This window comes from Rhodococcus sp. X156 (genome assembly GCF_004006015.1).
Classification (GTDB): Bacteria; Actinomycetota; Actinomycetes; order Mycobacteriales; family Mycobacteriaceae; genus X156.
In genome coordinates this window covers 209,356-230,301 of record NZ_CP034766.1, presented here as the reverse complement: position 1 = coordinate 230,301, position 20,946 = coordinate 209,356, and the positions used below count along the sequence as shown (strand labels likewise).

The window sequence follows — 20,946 nt, the reverse complement described above, 5'->3', positions numbered from 1 at the left end:
CCTGCACCGGTCAGCCTCCGTGCGGGCGGACGCCCAGCCGCTGCAGCTCCAGGGTGCCCAGCGCCTCCAGGGTCTGCTGGTCCACGCCGGCCGGGCGCGACTGCAGCACCGCGCCCAGGGCACCCACCGGCGCCCGGCCCGCCGCGCGCAGGCCCAGCACCTGCAGGCCCTCCCGGCTGCCCCGGAGCACGCTGGCCGCCTGCGCGTCGTTGGCCCAGCGCAACCGGTTGACCACCCACCAGACGAGCACCACCCCGACACAGAGGACCAGCACGAGGGCGTAGAGCATGGTGGCGGTGGTCCCGACCGCGCTCTGCGCGCTGCGCCCCACGGCGACCAGGTCGGTGCCGGCCTCGCCGGCGGTGCGCAGCGGCGAGGCGAGGGTGCCGCCCAGCAGGGGCACGCTGCCGAGGATGGCGCTGGCGTCGCCCAGCTCGTTGTTGAGCTTGGTGCCGGCCGCCTCGGCGCGGCGGGCGGTGTCCTGGACGTCGAGCACCCGTTCCCGCAGCATCCCGGCGAGCACGATCCACACCACGCACCACAGCAGCACCCCGAGGTCGCTGATCACCTGGCGCGAGCGACGCTCAGGGACCTCGGAGTACAGCGACCAGGATCGCGCCGGTGCGGCAACAGGTGTCGTCATGGCAGGCATCTTGTCGCACAACCAGCGGGTGAGCCCGTCGCCACCGGTCAGAGACGCACGCCGAGCCGGGCCCGCAGCGCGTCCGCCACCAGCTCCGCGTCGTCCATGCCGATCAGCAGGGTGTCGAAGCGCTGCCCGCTCAGCCGCACCCGCACGGCCGGCTGCCCGCGCCGCACCGAGACCATGGTGCGCTCACCCTTGTGGCGCCAGGTGCCGATGGCTCGCAGCCCCGGCAGCCCCAGCCCGGGGGCGCGCAGGCCGCGCAACGCCTTGAGGCCGTTGGGCACCAGCTCGACGTCTCGCACGGACGAGGCGGGCACCTGGAGGTTGCGCAGCAACCCGCCCACGTGCTCGCCCACGTTCAGCCGTACCCGCAGGATGCTGTCGGACAGAACGATCGTTGCCATGCAAGCCATTCTGTCACGCGACTCCTGCCGTCACGGCTTGTCGGCGAGCTCCTTGGCGTACTTGTCGGCCATGTGGCTGACGGCGCTCCACTGGGCGTCGGCGTGGCTGTCGCGCACTCCGGTGGCGTAGGCCTTGGCGGCCAGGGTGGACTCGGCGTGGCTGCGGCCCGAGCCCTGGAAGTGCGGCATCACGTGCTGGGCGACCAGCTCGTAGGAGCGGCGGGTGGCCTCGGGGTTGGCCCACTCGTGGCTGAGCAGCAGCATGGCGCCGAAGCCGCCGGACTGCTCCTGCAGGCGCTGCACCTGGGCGCGGGCGTCGTCGGGCGTGCCGATGACCCCCACCCCGTGGTCGTTGATGAAGTCGATCATCTCGCGGACGTCACCGCCCTCCACCCCCATCTGCGGGAACGCCGCCACCTTCTGGAAGTACCTGAACCACTGCTCGATCCCGTGCTCCACGTCGCGGTAGGCCTGCTCGCGGGTCTCGGCGACGTGCATCAGCCCCACCAGGCGCCACTTGTCCCGGTCCGGCGGGGGCTGGTGGAAGTGCGCCGCCCGCTCCTGCACCACGCCCCAGTGCAGCGCGAGGGCGTCGAAGCCGTCCTGGGTGAGCGTGGCCCCGATGGACAGCAGCCCCACGCCGTAGCGCCCGGCCAGCCGGGGACCGGTGGGCGAGGCAACTGCGGCGACGGCGATGTCGAAGCAGGGCTCGGAGTAGGGCCGCAGCTGCAGCCGGGCGTCCACCAGGTTGTGGGTGGCGGTCTGCTCGGTGACCGTCTCGCCGGCCAGCAACCGCATGATGATGTCGATGTTGACGTCGAGCAGCTCGCGCGTGTCGGTGGGGTTGAGCCCGATCATCGCCGAGTCGGTGGGCAGCGAGCCCGGGCCGACGCCGAGCATGCTGCGGCCCCGGGTGAGGTGATCGAGCAGCACCATGCGGTCAGCCACCCACAGCGGGTTGTGGTAGCTGATCGAGGTGACGCCGGTGCCCAGCTTGATGCGCCGGGTGCGCTCGGCGGCGGCGGCGATGAAGATCTCCGGCGAGGCGATGATCTCGCTGCCCGCCGAGTGGTGCTCGCCGATCCAGGCCTCGTCGTAGCCCAGGTCGTCGAGGTGCTGGACGAGGCGCAGGTCCCGCTGCAGCGCCAGCGTCGGGTTCTCCCCCGCGGGGTGGAACGGGGCCAGGAACGTGCCGAACCGCAGCTTGCTCATGGTGTGCCTCTCGCGCGCTCATCACCGTTGACGAAGGTCAAATGTAACCTGCGTCACACCACGCGGCCAGCGGAAGGCGGCCGTCGCTCAGGCCATGGTCTTGGCTCCGTCCAGCGACTCGCGGATGATGTCGGCGTGCCCGGAGTGCTGGGCCGTCTCGGCGATGAGGTGCAGCAGCACCCGGCGCCCGGTCCAGCTCAGGCCCTGGGGGAACCACGGGGCGTCGGGCAGCGCCTGGGCGGTGTCCAGGTCGGGCAGCGAGGCGGCGAGCGCCTCGGTGCGGCGGGCAGTCTCCTCGTAGCCGTCGAGCAGCCCGGCCAGGGTGTCGCCCTCGACCATCTGGAAGCCGTCCGCCCACTGCGCCGTGCCGCCGCCCATCATCGCGGCCGCACCCTCGGTGAGGAAGCTGGCCCACTGCCGCTCGGTGGCGGCGACGTGCTTGATCAGCCCGCCCAGGGTCAGCGTGCTGGCGGTGGTCCGCTGGGCGGCCTGCTCGTCGGTGAGGTCGCGGACGGTGTGCCGCAGGAACTGCCGGTGCTGGGCCAGGGTGCCCAGCAGCTCAGCCAGCTCTCCTCCGGCCGGGGCGGGGTTGACTGACAGGTCGCTCATGACGTTCTCCTCGGGTCGGGGCGGGAGTCCTCTGGGGCGAGGTCTCTGGGGCCTTTCCCAAGGTAGGAGACAGCACCGACAGAACTGTGACTGCCCGCACATCGCCCCGACCCCGGCCTGTAACACGTAGGCCCTGATGGCGTAACTGTCGCGGGATACCTTCGCCCGCATGGACACAACGGCACGCCGAGGCGGCACGACGACCTCGGTGCAGGAGCGCCCGGTGGTGCTCGAGACCCCCGCTGTCAGTGCGACCCGACGGGTGGAGGCGACGCTGGCCAGCCTCGCGCTGCGCGAGCGTCCCGAGGCCTGGATCGCGCTGCGCCCGCCCGCCGAGCTGCTCGCGGAGGCGGCCGAGGTGGACGCCCGGGTACAGGCGGGCGAGGTGCTGCCGCTGGCCGGCACGGTGTTCGGCGTCAAGGACAACATCGACGTGGCCGGGCTGTCCACCACCGCGGCCTGCCCCAGCTTCGCCTACCAGCCCACGGTCAGCGCACCGGCGGTGGTGCGGCTGGTGCAGGCCGGTGCCATCGTGGTGGGCAAGACCAACATGGACCAGTTCGCCACCGGGCTGGTGGGCACCCGCAGCCCGTACGGCGTGGTGCGCAACGCCCACGCCCCGGAGCGCATCTCCGGCGGTTCCAGCTCCGGGTCGGCCGTCGCCGTGGCGCTGGGCACCGTGGACTTCGCGCTGGGCACCGACACCGCAGGGTCGGGGCGGGTGCCGGCTGCGCTGCACGGCATCGTCGGGATCAAGCCCACCCTGGGCCTGGTGCCCTCCCTGGGCGTGGTGCCTGCGGCCCGCTCCTACGACACGGTCAGCGTCTTCGCCCCCACCCTGGCCGCGGCGGAGGCGGTCACGGCCGTGCTGTTCGGGCCCGAGGCTGCTGACCCCAGCTCACGCCCCTGGCCCACCGATGCCCCGCTGGCCGCACCTCCAGCGCCCAAGGTAGGCGTGCCTGACGAGGCTCAGCTGCTGCACCTCTCGCCCGCCCGGGTTCAGCGCTTCACCGAGACGGCTGAGCAGCTGCGCCAGGCCGGCGCCACGCTGGTGCCGGTGGACATCGCCCCGCTGCTGGAGGCGGCCACGCTGCTCTACAACGGTGCGCTGGTGGCCGAGCGCTACGCCGCGGTGGGCGCCTTCCTGGCCACCCAACCCGCTGACGCCGACCCGGTGGTGTCCTCCATCATCCTGGGCGCCCAGGACGTTCCGGCGCACGAGCTGGTGGCGGACCAGGGACGGCTGGCCGGCTTCGCCCGCCTGGCGCGTGCGGTGTTCGCCGAGGTGGACACGCTGCTGCTGCCCACCACCACCGAGAACCCCACCATCGCCGAGGTGCAGGCTGACCCGGTCGGGGTGAACAGCCGGCTGGGCACCTACACCAACTTCGCCAACCTGCTGGACCTGTGCGGGGTGGCGGTGCCCGCCGGCGAGGCCGACGGCGCCCCGTTCGGGGTGACGGTGCTGGCCCCGGCGTTCCACGACCGGGTGGCCGCTGACGTTGCCCACCTGCTCGACGGGAAGGGCAGCAACGACGTGGCGGTGGTGGGCGCGCAGCCCAGCCTGGAGCTGGTGGTGGTGGGCGCACACCTGGCCGGCCACCCGCTCAACCACCAGCTCACCGAGCGCGGTGCGCGCCTGGTGGGTCCGGTGCGCACGGCGCCGGAATATCGCCTGCACGCCCTGCCCACCACCCCGCCCAAGCCGGGACTGGTGCACGACGCCGCCTGGGGTACCGCCATCGCCGGGGAGAAGTGGCTGCTGCCACCGGCCGGGCTGGGCACCTTCCTGGCCGAGCTGCCCGAGCCGATGGTGCTGGGCACGGTGCGCCTGGACGACGGCTCGCAGTGCACCGGGTTCCTGTGCCCCAGCGAGGCGGCCGAGACCGGCCGCGAGATCACCAGCTTCGGCGGCTGGGCCGCGTACCTGGAGCGCGGCAGCACCCCCATGACCCCGTGAGCCCCGCGCCCCAGGCGCCGCGCTGAGCAGACACCGCCCGGGCCGGGGCGCGTGGGCGCTTGGGCACACTGGAGAGGGTGACGTCCCAGGCGGGCAGCACCGGCCCCGCAGAGCCTGCTGACCTCAGGCTGCGCAACGTCCTGGTGACGCTGCTGGCGGTGAACAGCGGCGCCACCGACGCCACCAGCTACCTGCTGCTCGGGGGCGTCTTCACCAGCGTGATGACGGGCAACATGGTGATCTTCGGGCTCTCCCTCGGCGACCAGGACTGGCCCACCCTCGGCAAGGCCGCCACCGCCATCGGCCTCTACGTCGTCGGCGCCCTCCTCGGCGGCTGGATGGTGGGGCTGGCCCGCAAGCCCGACGTGCTGTGGCCGCGGGCCGTCCAGCCCGCTCTGGCCGTGGAGCTGGCGCTGCTGGTGGTCTACGCGGTCGTGTGGTGGGCCGAGGACGGGCGCCCCGACCAGGGTGCGGCGCTGGCGCTGCTGGTCGCCAGCTGCCTCGCGCTGGGCATCCAGGCTGCCGCGGTGCAGCGCCTGGGGGTGCCCGGGCTGTCCACCACGTACCTCACCGGCACGCTCACCACGCTGGTGGTGCAGCTGGTCAACGGCCGGCGCGGTGAGCCGGCGCAGCGGGCTCTGCTGGCGCTCGGTGGGCTGGTCGGCGGTGCTGCCCTCGCCGGGGCGCTGGTGCGCCACGCCCCCCAGGCGGTGCCGGCGGTGCACCTGGCCAGCCTGGGGCCGGTGCTGCTGGCCGGGGCGCTGAGCCGGCTCCGTCAGGTGCCTCGGCCCGCGGCCTGACGCCCCTCCGCTCGGGGCACGGCGTCCGGCACCGCAGCTGGGGGCGTCGCCAGCAGACGCCCCCAGCGGGACCCGGCCTACCCGGCCTTGGCCTGGAGCGCTCCCTGACCGAACTGTCCCCGGGGAACAGAACCCTCCGGCAGGGTGAGCTCCCCACTCTCCAGCCGCGTGCGCAGGTACTGGAACGACTGCGCGGTCTGGGCGAAGAGGTGCTCACCGGCCTTCAACGCCGGACGCTCGCGGCCGTCAGCGGAGGCGAACTGGGGCAGCGGCGCCACCACCGTGTCGTAGTCGACGTTGAAGAAGAGCGGGAAGGAGTACCGCTCCTCCTGCACCTTGCGCACCCGGTGGGTGGTGGCGACGAACTCTCCCGCGGTCCACAGCTCGAGCAGGTCGCCGATGTTCACCACGAAGGTGTCCGGCACAGGTGGGACGTCGATCCACTCGCCGGCTCCGTTGAGCACCTCCAGGCCGGGTGCGGTGGGCTTGAGCAGGGTGAAGCACTCGTAGTCGCTGTGCGCCCCGATGCCCTCCACGTCCACCGCCTCGTCGTTGCGCCAGTAGTGCATCAGCCGCAGCTGGCTCGGCGTCTTGGTGGCCTTGGCGGTGAACAGCTCGGGGTCCTCGCCCAGAGCCACCGCGAACGCGCGCAGCAACTGGTTCCCGACCCCGAGCACCGCGGTGTAGTAGGCGGTCACCGTCTCGGCGAAACCGGGGATGTCCGGCCAGGTGTTGGGCCCGAGCATGGGGTTGCCCGCCAGGTGGTCCGGGTCGTCGGCAGGCAGGTCGAGCGCTGAGTCGAAGGCCTCCTTCAGATCCACCTTCGCCGGGTCGCCCTCCTCCCCCATCGGGACGTACCCGCGGTGGCACCGGGACAGCCCGATGTAGGTGCGCATCTTCTCCTCCAGCGGCCGGGCGAAGAAGTCCCTCGTCACCTCCACCAAGCTGTCGAACAGCGCCGGGTCGACCCCGGTGTTGCTCACGTAGAAGAAGCCCACCTCCCGGGAAGCACGGCCGATCTCGGCGACCACCGCCTGCTGTGCGTCGGGGTCGGCCGAGCGCAGGCCACCGATGTCGATGATGGGCACGGACTGGAACGACGTGGTCTTGCTCATGCCGGCACTTCTCCTTCTGGGTGGGCGACGAGATGGGAGTGGGACTGGGCACCGACCGGGCCGAAGCGCTCGTGAAAGTGCTCGGTCAGCTGGGGCCAGACGTGCGGGTCGTGCCCGGGCACGAGGGTGAAGCCGCGCTCGGTGGCGAGGCGCTTGAGCCGCCGGATGGGCTCCACGGTCTCCTCGGGGGCCACCCCCACGAAACCGCCGATGGCCAGCTCGTGCTCGATGTTCTCGGTCAGGTCGGCGGCGTCGAAGGCGAAGACGAACCCGCCGCCGCCCACCGACTCGTCGAGCTCGACGGAGAAGCTCTGGTGGCCGGGGGTGTGCCCGTAGGTGGGCACGGCGTGGATGCCTGGGGCGATCTCGGCGTCCCCGTCGGCGAGCCGCCAGTCGATCCGCGGGTCGTCGAAGTCGATCCTGGCCATCGCGTGGCGCTCCGGCTCCGGGTGGTTGGACAGGCCGTACTCCAGCTCCCGCCGCTGGGCGTGCACCGGCACCTTGCCGGCAAACAGCTTGAGCCCACCGGAGTGGTCGTGGTGCAGGTGGCTGACGCCCACCGCGTGGATGTCGTCGACGTCCACCCCGATGTCGGCGAGCGCCTGCTCGACGGGCTCCCCCGTCGGGGAGATCACCGGGACGTAGTCCACGCCCGGGTAGAAGCGCTGGCGCAGGGCGGCGTCCCGGATGAGGGCGGTGTTGAAGCCCGTGTCCAGCAGCACCCACCCCCCGTCGGCCTGCAGCAGCACCCCGGGCACGGGCTCCCGCAGGCGCTCGTGAGCGGGCGCGCCGTGCACGGAGACCGACTTGGGCAGCTCTTCCCAGCCGAGGGTCAGCAGCACGATTCGACGAACCAGGTTTCCCATCGCTCAGCCCACCGTCAGCTCGGCCAGGCGCAGCGCCGTGGGGTTGGTGACGACGTGGGCCTTCTCCACGCCCTTGAGCCAGGACTGCGCGACGATGAAGTCGTTGATGTCGACGAAGTTGAGCCAGCAGCCCGTCTCCAGCGCCCTGGCGGCTGCGGTCGAGAACGCCTCGCTGGAGCCGGTCCGCTTGCCCTCCGTCAACGCGCTGGTGGTCTCTGGCGAGGAGCAGCCCAGGTAGTTCAGGCCACCGTCGGGGTCATAGGTGATGTGCCCCCACGTGTAGGGCGAGGGGGCGTCCGGCCAGGCGCTCGAGGCGAAGAGCTCCGGCGCGTCCTTGCCCTTGGTGCCCACCCAGCCGTAGACCTCCGAGGAGGGATACCCCTGGACCTTGGCCGTGATCCCCATGCTCGCCAGCTGGGTAGAGACCAGGTTCGCCACCAGCTGGTAGTCCGGGTTGGACGAGTCATAGCCCACGGTGATGTTCTTCTGGTCCGAGGGCAGGCCGGCGGCCACCTTCGTCAGCGGCGCTGGATCATGGCGGACGGTCTGCAGCGCGAGCTGCGGGTCGATCATGTTCGGCGGGTAGACCTGCTTGGCCACCGTGCCCCGGCCGAAGTAGGTCTGCTTGACCAGGCTCTCCACGTCGATCGCCTGCTGCAGCGCGCGTCTGGTCGTGACGTCGGTGAACATGCCCTTGTTGGGGTTCACGTAGATGTTGCCGGACATCATGGTGGGCAGGGAGTAGCTGGTGAACCCGGTGTTCTTGCTGTACGACTCCACCGCTGACGAGGGCAGGTCGTGGGTGATGGCGGCTACCTGGCCGTTCTTGAACTGCAGCTGCTGCGCGGAGGTGTCGGTGAGGACGGGCAGCTCGACGTCGGTGAAGTACGGCTTCTTCCCCCAGTAGCCGGGGTAGGCCTTGAGCGCGTAGCGCGAGCCGACCTGGGCGTCGGAGAGCGTGTAGGGGCCGGTGCCGACGTCGTGGGTCTGCAGGTAGGTCTGGGCGTGGTCGGAACCGGCGTGCTGGGCCAGCGCCGTCGGGCTCATCATGCGGGGGCCGTAGGGCGAGGCGAGGTAGTCCAGGAACGCGGAGTTGGGCTCGGCCAGGGTGATGGTGGCCCGGTAGTCGCCGTCGGTGGTCACCGTCGCGACGTCGGCCACCATGTACGCCGGTCCCTGGTTCACCGCGAGCCGCCGGTCGAAGGACGCCTTGATCGCCGCGGCGGTGAAGGGGGTGCCGTCGTGGAAGGTGACGCCCTGGCGCAGCTCGAAGCTGAACACCCGGTTGTCCGGCGAGGCAGTCCAGGAGGTGGCCAGCAGCGGCTCGAGCACCGGCTTCTCGGTGCCTGCCTTGAACTGGAGCAGCCCCTCGTAGGTGTTGGTGGTGAGCATCAGGCCCTGACCCGCGTAGTAGATGTCCGGGTCCGGGGGCTGGCCGATGTCCTGCAGGAACGACAGCTTGAGCACCGTGTCGGTGGGAGCGGCGTTGGGTGCGCTGGACCCACCACCCCCGCACGCGGTGAGGGTGAGCGCCACCGCGGCGGCCATGGCGCCAGCGGCAAGGACGCGTCGCCGCGAGGAGGTCAGTCCCGGTCGTCTTCTCACAGGCTTGCTCCTTCGAGGTGGGACAGGCTGAGGTTGTTGAACGCAGCGACGATCTCGTCGCTGGTGCGCACGGCACCGGTCTGCAGGTACTCCATGGCCTCGAGCGCGGCGGCGTGGCTGCGCTCCGACGAGCCACCCACGCAGTCGGAGACCACCCGGACGTAGAAGTCGCGCTGGTGGGCGTCGGCGAAGGTGTAGTGCACACAGACGTCGGTGAGCCCACCGACCAGGATCAGCGTGGATGCCCGCAGCCCGCGCAGCACGATCTCGAGCTCGGTGCCGATGAACCCGGAGTAGCGCCGCTTGACGATGTGGAACTCGTCCTCCCGCGGTCGCAGGCTCGGCTCCAGCGCGGTGCCCCGGGCACCCTCGATGCAGTGCGGACCCTCGGCGCCGTCCAGCTCGCGCCCGAAGTCGATCCCACTGGGGCGGTGCACCTCCTGGAAGAAAACCACCGGGACGCCGGCGCCTCGGGCCGCTGCGAGCAGGCCCTCGACCCGGGCGACACGGTCAGCGTTGCCCCCCATCACCTCGATGCCCATCTCGTCGCCGGGCAGGCCGGCGCCCTCCTGCATGTCGACGACCACGAGCACGGGATTTCCCACTATCAGGGGCTGAGCTGGCACGGCAGTCTCCTCTGGTTGTCGGCGGAAGAGCAGGGGAAGGGGAGGTCGAGGGGAGTCAGACCTTGATGCGGGGATCGGCGGCCGCCTGGAGCAGGTCGACGACCGCGTTGATGACGACGTAGACGGCGCCGAGGAGCAGGGTGACGCCGGCAATGGCGGGGAAATCGGCGACCGGGATGCTCTGGGCCACGTACTGCCCGATGCCGGGCCAGGCGAAGACCTGCTCCACGACCAGCACTCCGGAGAACATCAGCCCCAGCTGCAGGCCGGTCATCGCCAGGGAGGATCCGACGCAGTTGCGCAGCACGTGCTTGAACAGCACCCCCCGGCTGGACAAGCCCTTGGCGCGGCCGGTGCGGGCGTAGTCGCTCTCCAGGTCGGTGAGCAGGCTGGAGCGCAGCACCCGCCCGATCGCCACCGCGGGCCCGAGCGCGAGCGCCGTGGCCGGCAGCACCAGGTGTTGCAGCGCGTCGGCCACCACGTCCAGGCGCCCGGCCAGCAGCCCGTCGACGGTGAGCAGTCCGGTGGGGCCATCCGGCAGGTCGGCCACGGACGAGCGGCCGGTGGCGGGCAGCCAGCCCAGCTGCTGGTAGAAGACGATGATCCCCACGATGCCGAGCAGGAACATCGGCGCCGCTGCCCCGGTGAACAGCACCACCCGGAGCACCTCGGCGCCGCGCCAGCGCAGCGTGGTGCTGAAGGCGAGCAGCATGGCCAGCAGCAGCGCGATGGTGATGCCGGCCAGCGCCAGCTCGAGCGTCGCGGGCACGAACGACAACAGGTCGGTGCCCACCGGGCGGCGGGTGCGGAAGGACGTCCCGAAGTCACCCTGCACCACCGCGACCAGGTAGTTCCAGAACTGGGTGGTGAGCGGCAGGTCGAGCCCCAGCTCGTGCCGGCGGGCCGCCACGGCGTCCGCAGATGCCTGTGCGCCCAGCTGGGCGTGCACCGGGTCGAGGCTGGAGACGCTCTGGAGCACGAACATCACCCCGGTGAGGACCACCAGGATCAGCACCATCGCCGAGAGGCGCTTGAGCACGAAGGCAGGCACGGCGGGTCCTCTCAGCTCGTCTTCATGAGGTTGCGGGCGCTGTCCCCGGCGATGTTGGCGACCAGGGTGAGCAGCAGGACCCCCACGCCTGGCAGCACCGGGATCCACCACTGCTGCAGGAAGTAGCTGAGGTTGCGAGCGGTGTCCGCACCCAGCTCCGCAGCGGGGGCGGACTGGCCGAGCCCGAGGAAGGACAGCGCAGCCAAAGTGAGGACGAGCGCTCCGATGTCCTGGCTGGCAGCCACCACCGTGTTGGGAACGGCTCCGGGCAGCACGTGGCGCCGGGCCAGGCGCAACCGTCCGGCCCCCGCCAACCGCGCCGCCTCCACGTGTGGTCGAGCCATCAGGCGAGCCACCTCGCCGCGGACCAGCCGGGCGTAGAAGGGCCACCACACGATGGACACCGCGATCAAGGTGTGCAGGAAGCCAGGACCCAGCGCGGCCACCACGGCGATGGCCAGCACAGGCGCCGGCATGGAGAGGAAGCCGTCGGTGATGCGCATCAGGGCGAAGTCGACCCAGCCACCGGCCATCCCGGCGACGAGGCCCACCAGGCCGCCGACCAGCACGCCGAGGGCGACCACGGCGAGGGCGGCGAACCAGCTGGCCCGCACCCCGTACAGCACCCGGCTGAGCACGTCCCTGCCGATGCTGTCGGTGCCCAGCAGGTTCGCCCCCCAGGACGGCCCGGTCAGCGGTACTCCCACGGGCAGCAAGGGGTCGTGCGGCGCCAGGACCGGCACCGCCACGGCCACCAGCGTGAGCAGCAGCAGCAGGCTGGCTCCCAGCCAGCTCATGGTGGCTCCGCGTGAGCTGAACCAGCGGGTCCGGCGTCGAGCGGGTGCGGCCAGCGGCACCGCCCTGGACAAGGTCAGCGTCATGTCAGCTCGCCCTCCGCTCGATGCACGCCACTCGGTGGTTGCTGCCGGGCGTGCCCTCCAGCCCGACGTCCAGCGCAGGCTCGCTGCAGGTGGCGATGGCCAGCGGGCACCGGGGGTGGAAGGCGCAGCCGGAGGGCGGTGACAGGGGGCTGCCCGGCTCACCGATCATCACCTCCGGCTCGCGGCCGATGTCGGGGATCGAGGCGATGAGCGCCTGCGTGTAGGGGTGGGCGGGGCGGGCGGTGACCTGCTCGACGTCGCCGATCTCCACGATCCGACCCAGGTACATCACGGCGATGCGGTCGGCGACCACCCGGGCGACGGACAGGTCGTGGGTCACGAACACCACGGCCATGTCCAGGCTCTCCCGCAGCTGCCCGATCAGGTTGATCACCGAGGCGGCGAGGGAGACGTCCAGAGCACTGGTCGGCTCGTCGCAGAGCAGCACCGCCGGGGGCACCACGGTGGCGCGGGCCAGCGACACCCGTTGGCGCTGCCCGCCGGAGAGCTGGGCTGCGCGGGCCCTGGCCACGTCGGCAGGCAGGCCCACCCGAGTGAGCGCCTCGGTCACCCGCGCGTCGCGCTGCCGGCGCGAGAGCTTGCGGCCGCGCAGGCGCTCGGAGACCAGCTCGTGCACCGACATCCACGGTGTCAGCGAGGCGCCAGCATCCTGGAAGACCATCTGGGGGCGCTCGGTGGCGGCGAGGCCCACCTGCCCGGTCGTCGGAGTCTCCAGCCCGGCGATCACTCGGAGCAGGGTTGACTTGCCCGAGCCGCTCTCCCCCACGATCGCCACGGCCTCACCAGCGCCGACGGTGAGGGAGACCCCCCGCAGGGCCTGCAACCGAGCCCGTCCCCGCACCGCGCCGCCCGTGGGGAACGCCTTGGTGACCTCGCGCACGGAGACCGCCACGCCACGCTCGCGCGCTGGGTCGTCGGTGGTGGTCTGCGGAGCCACTACCTCGTCGGGGGGCACGGCCGCGTCAGGAGGTACGGCGTCCTCGGGAGGTACGGCCTCCTCGGGGTGCAGCCGGGCGAGGACGGTGGGTGCCGGCAGCACGCAGGCACTCACCCGGCCCGGCCCGGCCTCCGTCGGCGCAGGTGGCCGGGTGCTGCACTGGTCGTGCGCGAGCGGGCAGCGCGGGACGAAGGGGCAACCCGACAGCACCGCGGTGGGGCTGGGCACCTCGCCAGGCAGCACTGCGAGCGCACGCTGGCGGTGGGTGTCGAAGGTCAGCCGTGACTGCAGCAACCCGTGCGTGTACGGGTGCGCGGGGGCTTGCAGCACCTCCGCGGCGGGCCCGACCTCCGCGATCCGACCGGCGTAGAGCACGGCCACCCGGTCGGCGATCTGCGCGGCAACGCCCAGGTCGTGGGTGATCATCAGGACGCTGCACCCGAGCTCGTCCCGGAGTCGACGCAGCAGCACCAGCACCTGCGCCTGGACCGTGACGTCCAGGGCGGTGGTCGGCTCGTCCGCGACGATCAGCTCGGGGTCGCCCGCGACCGCCATGGCGATCATGACGCGCTGGCGAAGGCCGCCGGAGAGCTCGTGGGGATAGCTGCGCATCCGCCGCGCCGGGTCCGGGATGCCCACCGCGGCGAGCAGGCGCTCCGCCTCTGCGGTGCTGCCGGCCGACTCGGCCACCTGCTGCCCCACCCGCATCGTCGGGTTCAGCGACGTCATCGGGTCCTGGAAGATGGAGCCCAGGTTGAGTCGCCGCACCTTCTGCCGCGACTTCTCGTCACCGTGCAGCATGTCTGAGCCCATCACGCGCACGGCACCACCCAGCTCGGCGGACCGCGGCAGCAGACCCAGCAGGGAAAACCCCAGAACGCTTTTCCCGGAACCGGACTCGCCCACCAGGCCCACGATCTCGCCGGGGGAAATGGTGAGGGAGACGCCCCGGAGGGCGCGAACTGCAGCGCCCTTTCGCTGAAAAGTGACCTCCAGTTCCTCGACCTCGGCCGTTGTTTGGTTCACCGACGTGTTCGTGGTCAAGGCCAGGTCAGAAGCACTGCGGGTGATGAGGGTGTCACTCAAAGAAGCCCCCTACAGCGGAAGGAGTGAATCTCTCCGGCAATACCGGTTGAGCGATAGTTTTGGGTGCAAGTGTTTCGGCTGAACGTTCGCAGGTAACTATGAAGTGAATTGACTTGCCCGCCTTTGTCACGATGGTCAGGTGCCGACGCTGCGCTCGCTGAACCTCGCGGTGGACCTGCGCGCCGAGCCGTGGCGCTACCCCGGGCCAGCGCTGCCGTTCTCCGCGCTGCAGGTGGACGACCACCTCATCGCCCTGCACGGGGCCGCGGGCGAGGTTGACAGGCTGCTGGCCGACATGGGCGCCGCGCCCCTGGCCCGCCGGGCGCTGGTGGTCGGCATCGGCTCCAACCGCTGCCCGGACGTGCTGCGCCGCAAGCTCGCCGCAGCCGGCGCCGCCACGGTGGTGCCCACTGGCGTGGGGGTGCTGCACGGCACCGACGTGGGCCACTCCGCCCACGTCAGCCAGGGCGGGTACGTCGCGGCCACCCCGTTCGCGCGGCGAGGAGCGACCGCAGCGGTGACCGTGTCCGCGCTCAGCGCCGAGCAGCTGAGCTGTCTGGACGCCACCGAGGGCAGCTACGACCGTCGTGCCGTCGCCGCGGACCGCCTCACCCTGCAGCAGGGTTTCCCGCTCGGCGATCGCCCGCTGCTGATGTACGTGTCGCGCTGGGGGGTGCTCGGCGACCGCGACCGGCGGCCGCTGCCCTTCGGCACCCAGGACCAGGTGCTGACCCACCTGGGCGAGCTCGGCGTGGTGGACCCACAGCTGGTGGGCCGGGGAGCGCAGCACACGACGACAGCGCTGGCCGCCGACCCGCAGCTGCGGCGAGAGGTCAGCGAGCGGATGCGCCCGTTCGCCCGCCCGTGCACCTAGGGGACCGACACGCCTAGGAGACGACGCTCTCCGCCAGCTCGATCTCCCGCTCCTCGGCCTCGCTGACCTCGGCGCCCCGCAGGGCCGCCGCGCGTCGCCGCCGCTCCACCACGGCCACCGCACCCAGCAGGGCCGCGGCGACCACCAGCCAGCCCCCGATCGTGCCGAGGTCACGGGCCAGGGACAGGTCCGGGAAGTACACGATCTTGCGGGCGGCCTCGAGCATGCCGGAGCCGATCCAGAACTGGTGCAGCCACGCGAAGAGGCCGGGCTGCAGCCACGGCTGGTACACCCCACCCGCACTGGTGAAGTTCAGCGCCACGAACAGGATGACCATGCACGCCGTGGTGAACCGGCCGACCAGGGTGTGCAGACCGACGCCGAAGAGGGTGAGCACCAGGGCGTAGGCGAAGGCCGTCCCGCCAATGGCCCAGACGTGTCCGCCCATGGTGCCGTTGATCAGCTCCGCCACCGCGGTGACCAGGACGGCGTTGGCCGCAGCTCCACCCACGGCCAGGCCGGTGCGGCTGCGCAGGGTTCGCGAGGCGCCCGCGGTGCCGATCGCCGTGCCCGTGCCGTAGGCGCCGACGGTGAGCGCCACCAGGTAGAAGAAGAAGGCCTGACCCGAGGGATCGTCCGGCGAGGTGGGCACCACGTCCTCCACCGCCAGCGGGAGCGACTGCTGCAGCGCGATCGGGGCGAACATCCGCTCCACGGTCACCGCCGTGGTGTCCGACGCCGCAGAGCTGACGAGCAGGCTGGGCCGGTCCGCGTCGAGCACGTAGGCAGCGCTGGTCTCCTGCGCCGCGATGCGGTCCGCCGCCGCCTGCCGGTCGGGCTGCACGGTGAGGCTGACCTTGTCGCCCAGCGTGCCGCGCAGCGACTCCACCAGCGCAGTGGCCTGTGGGGCGTCGCCGACCACGTCCACCGGCACCTGCTGCGGGTCGGGCTTGGCGAACCCGCCCACGTAGGCCGCCGCCATCACCACTCCGAGGAGGACCGGGACGAGGGCGTGGCTCAGCACGAAGGAGACGGAGACGCGGGGGTGGCCGTGAGCGGCGGCAGGCATCGGCAGAACTCTCTGGTTGTATTTTACAACTGGTTGAGGTTGTAGAGTACAACTCATGGCGGCCGACCAGCAACCCTCAGCGCGTCGCTGGGCTGAGCAGATTCATGACGACCTCGCCGACTTCAGCCGCCGCATCCGGGCGGAGGGCGGGTCGGCGAAGGCCGGGCTGAGCTACGTCGACTTCTCGCTGCTGTCCCACGTGGATGGACATCCCGGCGCCCGGGTCACCGAGGTGGCTGCCGCGCTGCGCGTCGACAAGTCCACCGCCAGCCGGCAGCTCACCGGCCTGGAGGCTCGCGGCCTGCTGGTGCGCCACCCCGACCCGGAGCGCCCCCGCTCGCACACCCTGGCGCTGAGCGAGCAGGCGGCGACGCTGCTGCACGGCGTCCGGGACGAGCAGGTGCGGGCCATCGAGGGCCGGTTGCGGGACTGGTCGGAGGAGGACGTGCAGACCTTCGCCCGGCTGCTGCACCGCTACAACCGCAGCGACGACGCCTGAGCCCCGCCGAACCGCTGCTCCCGCTCCGCTGCGTGCTGGGGCGGAACGACCCAGGACGACCAAAGCCCCTCACCGCGTGCGCGGGAGGGGCTTCGTCGTGGTGCTCGTGGCGGTAGCGGTGGGATTTGAACCCACGGAGGGGGTGAACCCTCACACGCTTTCGAGGCGTGCTCCTTAGGCCGCTCGGACACGCTACCGCCGGCTACCTTACCGGATCGCGGTCGGCGCTCCTGCCCGGCCACCTCTGGGTGCACCGCGCACGAGCCATCGCCGGGCCACCCACGCAACCCGGGCCACCTGGTGCGAGCTAGTCGCCGGTGAGCTTGTCCTTGGTGTCGCTGGCAGCGTCCTTGACGTTCTCGCCCCCCTGCTTGACGTTGCCCTTGGCCTGGTCGCCCTGGCCCTCGTGCTTGAGGTCCTTGTTGCCGCTGGCCCCACCCACGGCTTCCTTGGCCTTGCCGATCAGCTCTTCAGCCTTGTTCTTGGCCTTGTCGATTGCGCTCATCGTCACCCTCCGTCGTGCCGCCGTCGGACTGCAGCCGCCCATCCGGACGAGCCCTCGGCACTGCGCTGACGGTACCGCCGGACGATCCTGCTCGCAGCGGCAGAAAACGCCGCTACCTGGGCGGAAGGCCCGCGGTGAACTCCACCAAGCGGTGGCTGATCTGCTCGGGGCGCCCGTCGTTCTGCTTCCACGCCGCCGTGGTCACGTCCAGGTGGTTGTAGCCGGGCAGCACCACCTGCACGCCGCCGTTGACGATGGGGCCCCCGATGGCCGGGCCGTCGGCCACCCCGGAGTCACCGGCGTCGAAGTAGATCGCCGGACGCTGGTTGGGCCCGTCGTACCGGAGCCCGGCCAGCAAGCCGTGCCGGTCGCCCAGCTGCGCAGCCTGCAGGTCGGTGACCAGCCGGATAGGGAAGTACCACTCCGTGCCGTCGGACTCCGGGATGCTGAACGCCGAGGCGAACTGCTGCACGTCGGTGATCTCGCTGGCCGGGGTGGTGAAGACGTCGCCGTCGGCGGTGGTCGCTCCCGCCGCGGGCAGCTCGTCGTAGTTCAGCCAGCTGCTCACCGCCGCGGGGTCGCTGGCGATGACCAGCTTGTTGCCGCCGAGCAGCGAGTTGCTGGGCGTTCCGTAGGGCAGCGGGAAGTTCTTGGGCGCGATCGATCCACCACCGGTGGGCGCACCGAAGCTGGCCCGCAGGATGGTGATGGGCGAGGAGTTGTCGTCCAGCACCGTGCCCAGCACCGTCGCGTTGGTGGCGTTGAAGTCGCGCAGGTCGGGCTGCCCGGTGAGCGCTGACGCCCAGTCCTTGGCGCCGAACAGCCGCAGCGCCACCTCGAAGTTGAGGTCCCGCGGGATGCGCGGCAGCACCGTGCTGCGTGCGTCCGGCGCCTGCCCGGCCGCCGTGTTGAGCACCCCGAGCAGCGCGAAGGTCTGCGGCGTCAGCGGGGAGAGGTTGATGTAGGGGGAGGCGGCCCGCAGCCCGCTGAGCGCGTCGGCCAGGCCCACCGGCAGCATCGCCTGCAGGGCGGCCAGCCCCTCGGTGCCGGGCCGGGTGATGCTCAGCCGGGAGTCGAGCACGTAGTAGCCGCCGCAGAGGGTGTACCCGGGAGTGCCGTTGAAGTCCCAGCTGCTCAGCGCTGCGGTGATCGGGCCGCCCAGGGAGTGGCCGCCGCACATCACCTTGCTGCGGTAGCTGGCGGGCAGCTGCATCAGCACCGTGGCGTAGTCCTGCACGGTCTGCGCCAGGCCCACCTCGTTGAGGAAGGCGGTGTCGGCGGCGCTGGCGGTGCCGGCGTAGCTCCGCCCGTCCTGCTCCGCACCGTCGAAGTAGTAGTCGAAGGCGACGTCGGCGCTGCTCGCGTCCGCGGCGGCGAGCAGCCCGGTGTGGTCCTCCAGGCAGTTGGACCGGCGGTCCAGCGCCCACACCTCCACCTGCTTGCCGGTCTCCGCCGCCGCCCGCACCACGTTGCGCGCGACGGGCTCCAGCGATCCCGCGCCCGCCAGGATGCCGGGCATGAGCACGTAGACGTTGTCAGTCTCGGCGGGGTCGGCCGGGCCGTCGGCGGCGCGCACCCGCAGATAGCCCAGGCGGTCGCAGGCGGCGGGGTGTGCCGGGGCGGCGTCCGGCATGGGCGCGTACAGGCTGACGTAGCTGACCTGCACCCCGTCGCCGGTGGCCGACCCGGTCACCGGCTCCTCGGTGCGCTCGGCCTGCACGGGCTGCTGCGCGGCAGCGCTGGGCGGCAGCGCCAGCCCGAGCAGCGCGGTGGCGCCCGCCACGGCCAGGGCCGCGACCTTCCGAGAACGGGCGAGTCCGGCGCGCACTGCGATCTGGGTCACCATGGACGGAGACTAACCACCTCGTTGCCTGACCAACCAGTTGAAGCGTCGCCCCACGTACGGTCGATCTCAGACCACTCCGGCGAGCGCCTGCGAGGTGTCGCGTGAACGTCAGCATCAGCGTCCTGTTCCGGGCCATCCCGTTGGTGATGGGCGCGCTGTGCCTGGCCTACGGCCTGGACGTGCGCCTGGCCGCCGACGACGCCGGCAGCCGGCCCGCCCACGTCACCGCCGGCACGGTCCTCATCGCCCTCACCGCGATCTGCTTCGCGCTGTTCACCACGGCGGCGACGATCATCCGGCAGCTGATCCACCGCTACAGCACGGTGTGGAAGGTGGTGCTGCCCTGCGCGGGCTACGTCGTCGCGCTGGCCACCGTGGTGTGGGGCGTGGTGATCGCCGCGGGCAGGTCCACCGAGCACCACACCATCGGGCCGGTGGTGGTGGGCATCGGGCTGGTGGCGACGTGCGTGAGCACCGTGGCCACCGCATCCACCGCCTTCACCCGCATCCCGGCCAACAGTGCTCGCCCGGCCGACGCCGGCCCGCCGGACGGCGCCTACTCCGCCGCGGTGGGCTGGGCGCTGGGCGCGGTGCCGGCGGCCTGCGCGGTTGCGGCGATCGGCTACGCGGCGGCGCTGCTGGCCGAGGCCGGCGCCGACGACGTCGGTGGCCACGTGCTGCTCGGCCTGGGCATGATCTGCGCGAGCCTGGTGGCGCTGGTGCTCAGCATCGTGCGCCAGGTGCGCAACACCTTCACCGGCCGCGAGCGCTACTGGTGGACCTGGTGGGTGGCCGCGATGGGGACGGTCAACCTGGTGTGGGGCCTGGTGGTGCTGCTGGGCACCGACTGGCCTGCCCGCTACGCGCCCGGGTTCGTGCTCATCGGCCTGGGGCTGATCTGCTTCAGCATCCTGTCCAAGGTGCTGCTGCTGGCGCTGGTGTGGCGGCAGAGCTTCCCGCTGGCCAGCCGCATCCCGCTCATCCCGGTGGTGACCGCGCTGACCTGCCTGTTCCTGGCCGCGTTCGTGTTCGAGGCGGCAGTGGTCAGCCCCGGGTTCTTCGTCCCCGCTCGGGTGCTGGTGGGCCTGGGCGCGGTCTGCTTCACGCTGTACTCCATCGTGTCGATCCTGGAGGCCGGCGCCAGCTCGGACTGATCCGGGAGGCCCTCAGCGGTAGCCGGTGAAAAACTCCTCCAGCAGCGCCGCGCACTCGCTCTGCAAGACCCCGCCGCGCACCTCGGGCCGGTGGGTGAGCCGACGGTCGCGCACCACGTCCCACAACGACCCGACGGCCCCGCTGCGCGGCTCCCACGCCCCGAACACCACCCGACCCACGCGGGCGGCCACCGCGGCGCCGGCGCACATGGTGCACGGCTCCACGGTCACCGCCAGGGTGCACTCCAGCAGCCGCCAGCCGTCGCCGTGCACCTGTGCCGCCGCCCGCAGCGCCAGCACCTCGGCGTGCGCGGTGGGGTCACCCAGGTGCTCGCGGGCGTTGGCGGCGCGGGCCAGCTCGGTGCCGTCGGCGGCGAACACCACCGCACCGATGGGCACGTCACCGGCAGGGGTCTGCCCCGCGGCGTCCAGCGCGGCGCGCACCATCGCCTCGTCGGCGGCAGGGCTCCAGGAGGGGCTCACGCAGGGCGCCGGACGTCGGGAGGGAGGGCTCAGCGCCCGTAGGCGTCCACGGCGGCGGCGAGCTCGTCGGCGAACCCGCAGCGCTCGGCGATCATCGTCAGCTGCTCGTCGGCGTAGAGGTCGGTGTCGCTGGCGATCACGTTGAGCACGGTCGCGGGCAGGCCCAGGTCGTCCAGCAGGCCCAGCTCGCCCTCGGCCCACGGGTCGACGTCGTCGAGCTCGTCGGGGTCGAGGTCGGGAATGTCGATGTTGAGGTGCTCGAGGGCGTCAGCGGCGATGTCGTAGTCCAGCGCCGCGGTGGCGTCGGAGAGCACCAGCCGGATGCCCTGCGGACCCGGCCGCAGGATGAGGAAGAACTCGTCGTCGACGTCCAGCAGGCCGAACACCGCTCCCGCACTGCGCAGCTCGCGCAGCTCGGTCACCGCCTCGGACAGGCTGTGCAGCGCGGCCGGCTTGAGCGGCTTGCACCGCCACGTGCCCTCCTCGCGAGTGACGGCGATGGCGGTGCCCTCGAGGTCGTCGTCGGAGGCTTCCTGGGCGACCTTGCTCTTGGACCCACGCTGCTCGGACATGGGCATCACGGTAGTCGTTGTCCAGCCGCCGGCGGACCGTCGTCCCGGTGCGAGGCACGCGGTGTCGCGGTGGGGTGCCAGGATCGTGCCCGGCAGGCGGTGCCCACCAGGCACCGGGGCGAGGC

Annotated in this window: 21 protein-coding genes and 1 tRNA gene; 5 read left to right on the top strand and 17 right to left on the bottom strand. The window is 71.9% G+C overall.

Features of this window, described 5'->3' with window-relative positions; all coding sequences use genetic code 11:
• Positions 1–10 precede the first annotated feature (10 nt).
• The 4 genes from ELX43_RS01065 to ELX43_RS01050 all read right to left on the bottom strand — a co-directional run bounded on the left by ELX43_RS01065 (position 11) and on the right by ELX43_RS01050 (position 2,871).
• On the bottom strand, positions 11–643 hold the full coding sequence (locus tag ELX43_RS01065; protein ID WP_127781755.1) for a hypothetical protein: 633 nt from the start codon (positions 641–643) through the stop codon (positions 11–13).
• A 47-nt stretch (positions 644–690) separates the two neighbouring features.
• Positions 691–1,050 (bottom strand): hypothetical protein, encoded by a 360-nt coding sequence (locus tag ELX43_RS01060; RefSeq protein WP_127781754.1) that lies wholly within the window; start codon positions 1,048–1,050, stop codon positions 691–693.
• Positions 1,051–1,080: 30 nt separating this feature from the next.
• Complete coding sequence (locus tag ELX43_RS01055) at positions 1,081–2,262, bottom strand: LLM class flavin-dependent oxidoreductase (RefSeq protein WP_127781753.1); 1,182 nt, start codon at positions 2,260–2,262, stop codon at positions 1,081–1,083.
• Positions 2,263–2,349: 87 nt separating this feature from the next.
• Positions 2,350–2,871 carry a DinB family protein gene (locus ELX43_RS01050; protein ID WP_127781752.1) on the bottom strand — a complete coding sequence of 174 codons (522 nt, stop codon included), beginning with the start codon at positions 2,869–2,871 and terminating at the stop codon, positions 2,350–2,352.
• A gap of 169 nt (positions 2,872–3,040) precedes the next feature.
• Here ELX43_RS01050 and atzF point away from each other — a divergent pair, with 169 nt between their 5' ends.
• Both atzF and ELX43_RS01040 read left to right on the top strand, forming a co-directional pair.
• Positions 3,041–4,831 (top strand): allophanate hydrolase, encoded by a 1,791-nt coding sequence (gene atzF, locus ELX43_RS01045; RefSeq protein ID WP_127781751.1) that lies wholly within the window; start codon positions 3,041–3,043, stop codon positions 4,829–4,831.
• 77 nt (positions 4,832–4,908) lie between these two features.
• Positions 4,909–5,631, top strand: coding sequence for a YoaK family protein (locus ELX43_RS01040; protein WP_164860546.1), 723 nt, complete (start codon positions 4,909–4,911; stop codon positions 5,629–5,631).
• 77 nt (positions 5,632–5,708) lie between these two features.
• Here ELX43_RS01040 and ELX43_RS01035 read toward each other — a convergent pair whose 3' ends face one another.
• The 7 genes from ELX43_RS01035 to ELX43_RS01005 form a co-directional block, all read right to left on the bottom strand.
• Positions 5,709–6,746, bottom strand: coding sequence for a 2-oxoglutarate and iron-dependent oxygenase domain-containing protein (locus ELX43_RS01035; RefSeq protein ID WP_127781749.1), 1,038 nt, complete (start codon positions 6,744–6,746; stop codon positions 5,709–5,711).
• The gene (locus ELX43_RS01030; RefSeq protein ID WP_127781748.1) at positions 6,743–7,612 is read right to left on the bottom strand and encodes an N-acyl homoserine lactonase family protein; all 870 of its coding nucleotides are present in this window, start codon (positions 7,610–7,612) and stop codon (positions 6,743–6,745) included. Before ELX43_RS01030 ends, ELX43_RS01035 begins: the two co-directional genes overlap by 4 nt.
• 3 nt (positions 7,613–7,615) lie before the next feature.
• A complete protein-coding gene (locus ELX43_RS01025; RefSeq protein WP_241249546.1) occupies positions 7,616–9,217 on the bottom strand; it encodes an ABC transporter substrate-binding protein in 1,602 nt (533 codons plus the stop codon).
• Positions 9,214–9,810, bottom strand: a complete 597-nt coding sequence (locus tag ELX43_RS01020) for a cysteine hydrolase (RefSeq protein ID WP_241249544.1) — start codon at positions 9,808–9,810, stop codon at positions 9,214–9,216. Before ELX43_RS01020 ends, ELX43_RS01025 begins: the two co-directional genes overlap by 4 nt.
• Positions 9,811–9,898: 88 nt before the next feature.
• On the bottom strand, positions 9,899–10,894 hold the full coding sequence (locus tag ELX43_RS01015; protein WP_127781746.1) for an ABC transporter permease: 996 nt from the start codon (positions 10,892–10,894) through the stop codon (positions 9,899–9,901).
• Positions 10,895–10,905: 11 nt separating this feature from the next.
• Positions 10,906–11,691: an ABC transporter permease gene (locus ELX43_RS01010; RefSeq protein WP_241249542.1), complete on the bottom strand. Its 786-nt coding sequence runs from the start codon at positions 11,689–11,691 to the stop codon at positions 10,906–10,908.
• Positions 11,692–11,776: 85 nt separating this feature from the next.
• Positions 11,777–13,759, bottom strand: a complete 1,983-nt coding sequence (locus tag ELX43_RS01005; RefSeq protein ID WP_241250035.1) for an ABC transporter ATP-binding protein — start codon at positions 13,757–13,759, stop codon at positions 11,777–11,779.
• A gap of 199 nt (positions 13,760–13,958) precedes the next feature.
• Here ELX43_RS01005 and ELX43_RS01000 point away from each other — a divergent pair, with 199 nt between their 5' ends.
• Positions 13,959–14,693 (top strand): hypothetical protein, encoded by a 735-nt coding sequence (locus tag ELX43_RS01000; RefSeq protein ID WP_127781744.1) that lies wholly within the window; start codon positions 13,959–13,961, stop codon positions 14,691–14,693.
• Between the two features lie 13 nt (positions 14,694–14,706).
• Here the strand turns inward: ELX43_RS01000 and ELX43_RS00995 are convergent, their stop codons facing one another.
• A complete protein-coding gene (locus ELX43_RS00995) occupies positions 14,707–15,762 on the bottom strand; it encodes a hypothetical protein (protein ID WP_127781743.1) in 1,056 nt (351 codons plus the stop codon).
• A gap of 55 nt (positions 15,763–15,817) precedes the next feature.
• On the opposite strand from ELX43_RS00995, the gene ELX43_RS00990 reads away from it, so the two are divergent.
• Positions 15,818–16,261, top strand: coding sequence for a MarR family winged helix-turn-helix transcriptional regulator (locus tag ELX43_RS00990; protein ID WP_127781742.1), 444 nt, complete (start codon positions 15,818–15,820; stop codon positions 16,259–16,261).
• 107 nt (positions 16,262–16,368) lie between these two features.
• Here the strand turns inward: ELX43_RS00990 and ELX43_RS00985 are convergent.
• The 3 genes from ELX43_RS00985 to ELX43_RS17525 all read right to left on the bottom strand — a co-directional run bounded on the left by ELX43_RS00985 (position 16,369) and on the right by ELX43_RS17525 (position 18,612).
• A tRNA-Ser gene (locus tag ELX43_RS00985) sits at positions 16,369–16,458 on the bottom strand.
• 110 nt (positions 16,459–16,568) lie between these two features.
• Entirely contained in the window at positions 16,569–16,766 is a 198-nt protein-coding gene (locus ELX43_RS00980; RefSeq protein WP_127781741.1) for a CsbD family protein, read from the bottom strand.
• A 112-nt stretch (positions 16,767–16,878) separates the two neighbouring features.
• The gene (locus ELX43_RS17525; protein ID WP_164860545.1) at positions 16,879–18,612 is read right to left on the bottom strand and encodes a hypothetical protein; all 1,734 of its coding nucleotides are present in this window, start codon (positions 18,610–18,612) and stop codon (positions 16,879–16,881) included.
• A gap of 101 nt (positions 18,613–18,713) precedes the next feature.
• Between ELX43_RS17525 and ELX43_RS00970 the strand changes: the two genes are divergently transcribed.
• Positions 18,714–19,766 carry a DUF2776 family protein gene (locus tag ELX43_RS00970; RefSeq protein ID WP_127781740.1) on the top strand — a complete coding sequence of 351 codons (1,053 nt, stop codon included), beginning with the start codon at positions 18,714–18,716 and terminating at the stop codon, positions 19,764–19,766.
• A 12-nt stretch (positions 19,767–19,778) separates the two neighbouring features.
• Here ELX43_RS00970 and ELX43_RS00965 read toward each other — a convergent pair whose 3' ends face one another.
• Together ELX43_RS00965 and ELX43_RS00960 are read right to left on the bottom strand one after the other, a co-directional pair.
• The gene (locus ELX43_RS00965) at positions 19,779–20,213 is read right to left on the bottom strand and encodes a nucleoside deaminase (protein WP_127784567.1); all 435 of its coding nucleotides are present in this window, start codon (positions 20,211–20,213) and stop codon (positions 19,779–19,781) included.
• A 65-nt stretch (positions 20,214–20,278) separates the two neighbouring features.
• Positions 20,279–20,821, bottom strand: a complete 543-nt coding sequence (locus ELX43_RS00960; RefSeq protein WP_127781739.1) for a tRNA adenosine deaminase-associated protein — start codon at positions 20,819–20,821, stop codon at positions 20,279–20,281.
• Positions 20,822–20,946: the final 125 nt, after the last annotated feature.

Coding starts and splice junctions, on each gene's coding strand:
- ELX43_RS01010 (WP_241249542.1), bottom strand. CDS start 11,691: ATGAGCTGGCTGGGAGCCAGCCTGCTGCTGCTGCTCACGCTGGTGGCC.
- ELX43_RS00990 (WP_127781742.1), top strand. CDS start 15,818: ATGGCGGCCGACCAGCAACCCTCAGCGCGTCGCTGGGCTGAGCAGATT.
- ELX43_RS01060 (WP_127781754.1), bottom strand. CDS start 1,050: ATGGCAACGATCGTTCTGTCCGACAGCATCCTGCGGGTACGGCTGAAC.
- ELX43_RS01055 (WP_127781753.1), bottom strand. CDS start 2,262: ATGAGCAAGCTGCGGTTCGGCACGTTCCTGGCCCCGTTCCACCCCGCG.
- ELX43_RS01035 (WP_127781749.1), bottom strand. CDS start 6,746: ATGAGCAAGACCACGTCGTTCCAGTCCGTGCCCATCATCGACATCGGT.
- ELX43_RS00980 (WP_127781741.1), bottom strand. CDS start 16,766: ATGAGCGCAATCGACAAGGCCAAGAACAAGGCTGAAGAGCTGATCGGC.
- ELX43_RS01065 (WP_127781755.1), bottom strand. CDS start 643: ATGACGACACCTGTTGCCGCACCGGCGCGATCCTGGTCGCTGTACTCC.
- ELX43_RS01050 (WP_127781752.1), bottom strand. CDS start 2,871: ATGAGCGACCTGTCAGTCAACCCCGCCCCGGCCGGAGGAGAGCTGGCT.
- ELX43_RS00965 (WP_127784567.1), bottom strand. CDS start 20,213: ATGGTGCGCGCCGCGCTGGACGCCGCGGGGCAGACCCCTGCCGGTGAC.
- ELX43_RS01030 (WP_127781748.1), bottom strand. CDS start 7,612: ATGGGAAACCTGGTTCGTCGAATCGTGCTGCTGACCCTCGGCTGGGAA.
- ELX43_RS00995 (WP_127781743.1), bottom strand. CDS start 15,762: ATGCCTGCCGCCGCTCACGGCCACCCCCGCGTCTCCGTCTCCTTCGTG.
- ELX43_RS17525 (WP_164860545.1), bottom strand. CDS start 18,612: ATGGTGACCCAGATCGCAGTGCGCGCCGGACTCGCCCGTTCTCGGAAG.
- ELX43_RS00960 (WP_127781739.1), bottom strand. CDS start 20,821: ATGTCCGAGCAGCGTGGGTCCAAGAGCAAGGTCGCCCAGGAAGCCTCC.
- atzF (WP_127781751.1), top strand. CDS start 3,041: ATGGACACAACGGCACGCCGAGGCGGCACGACGACCTCGGTGCAGGAG.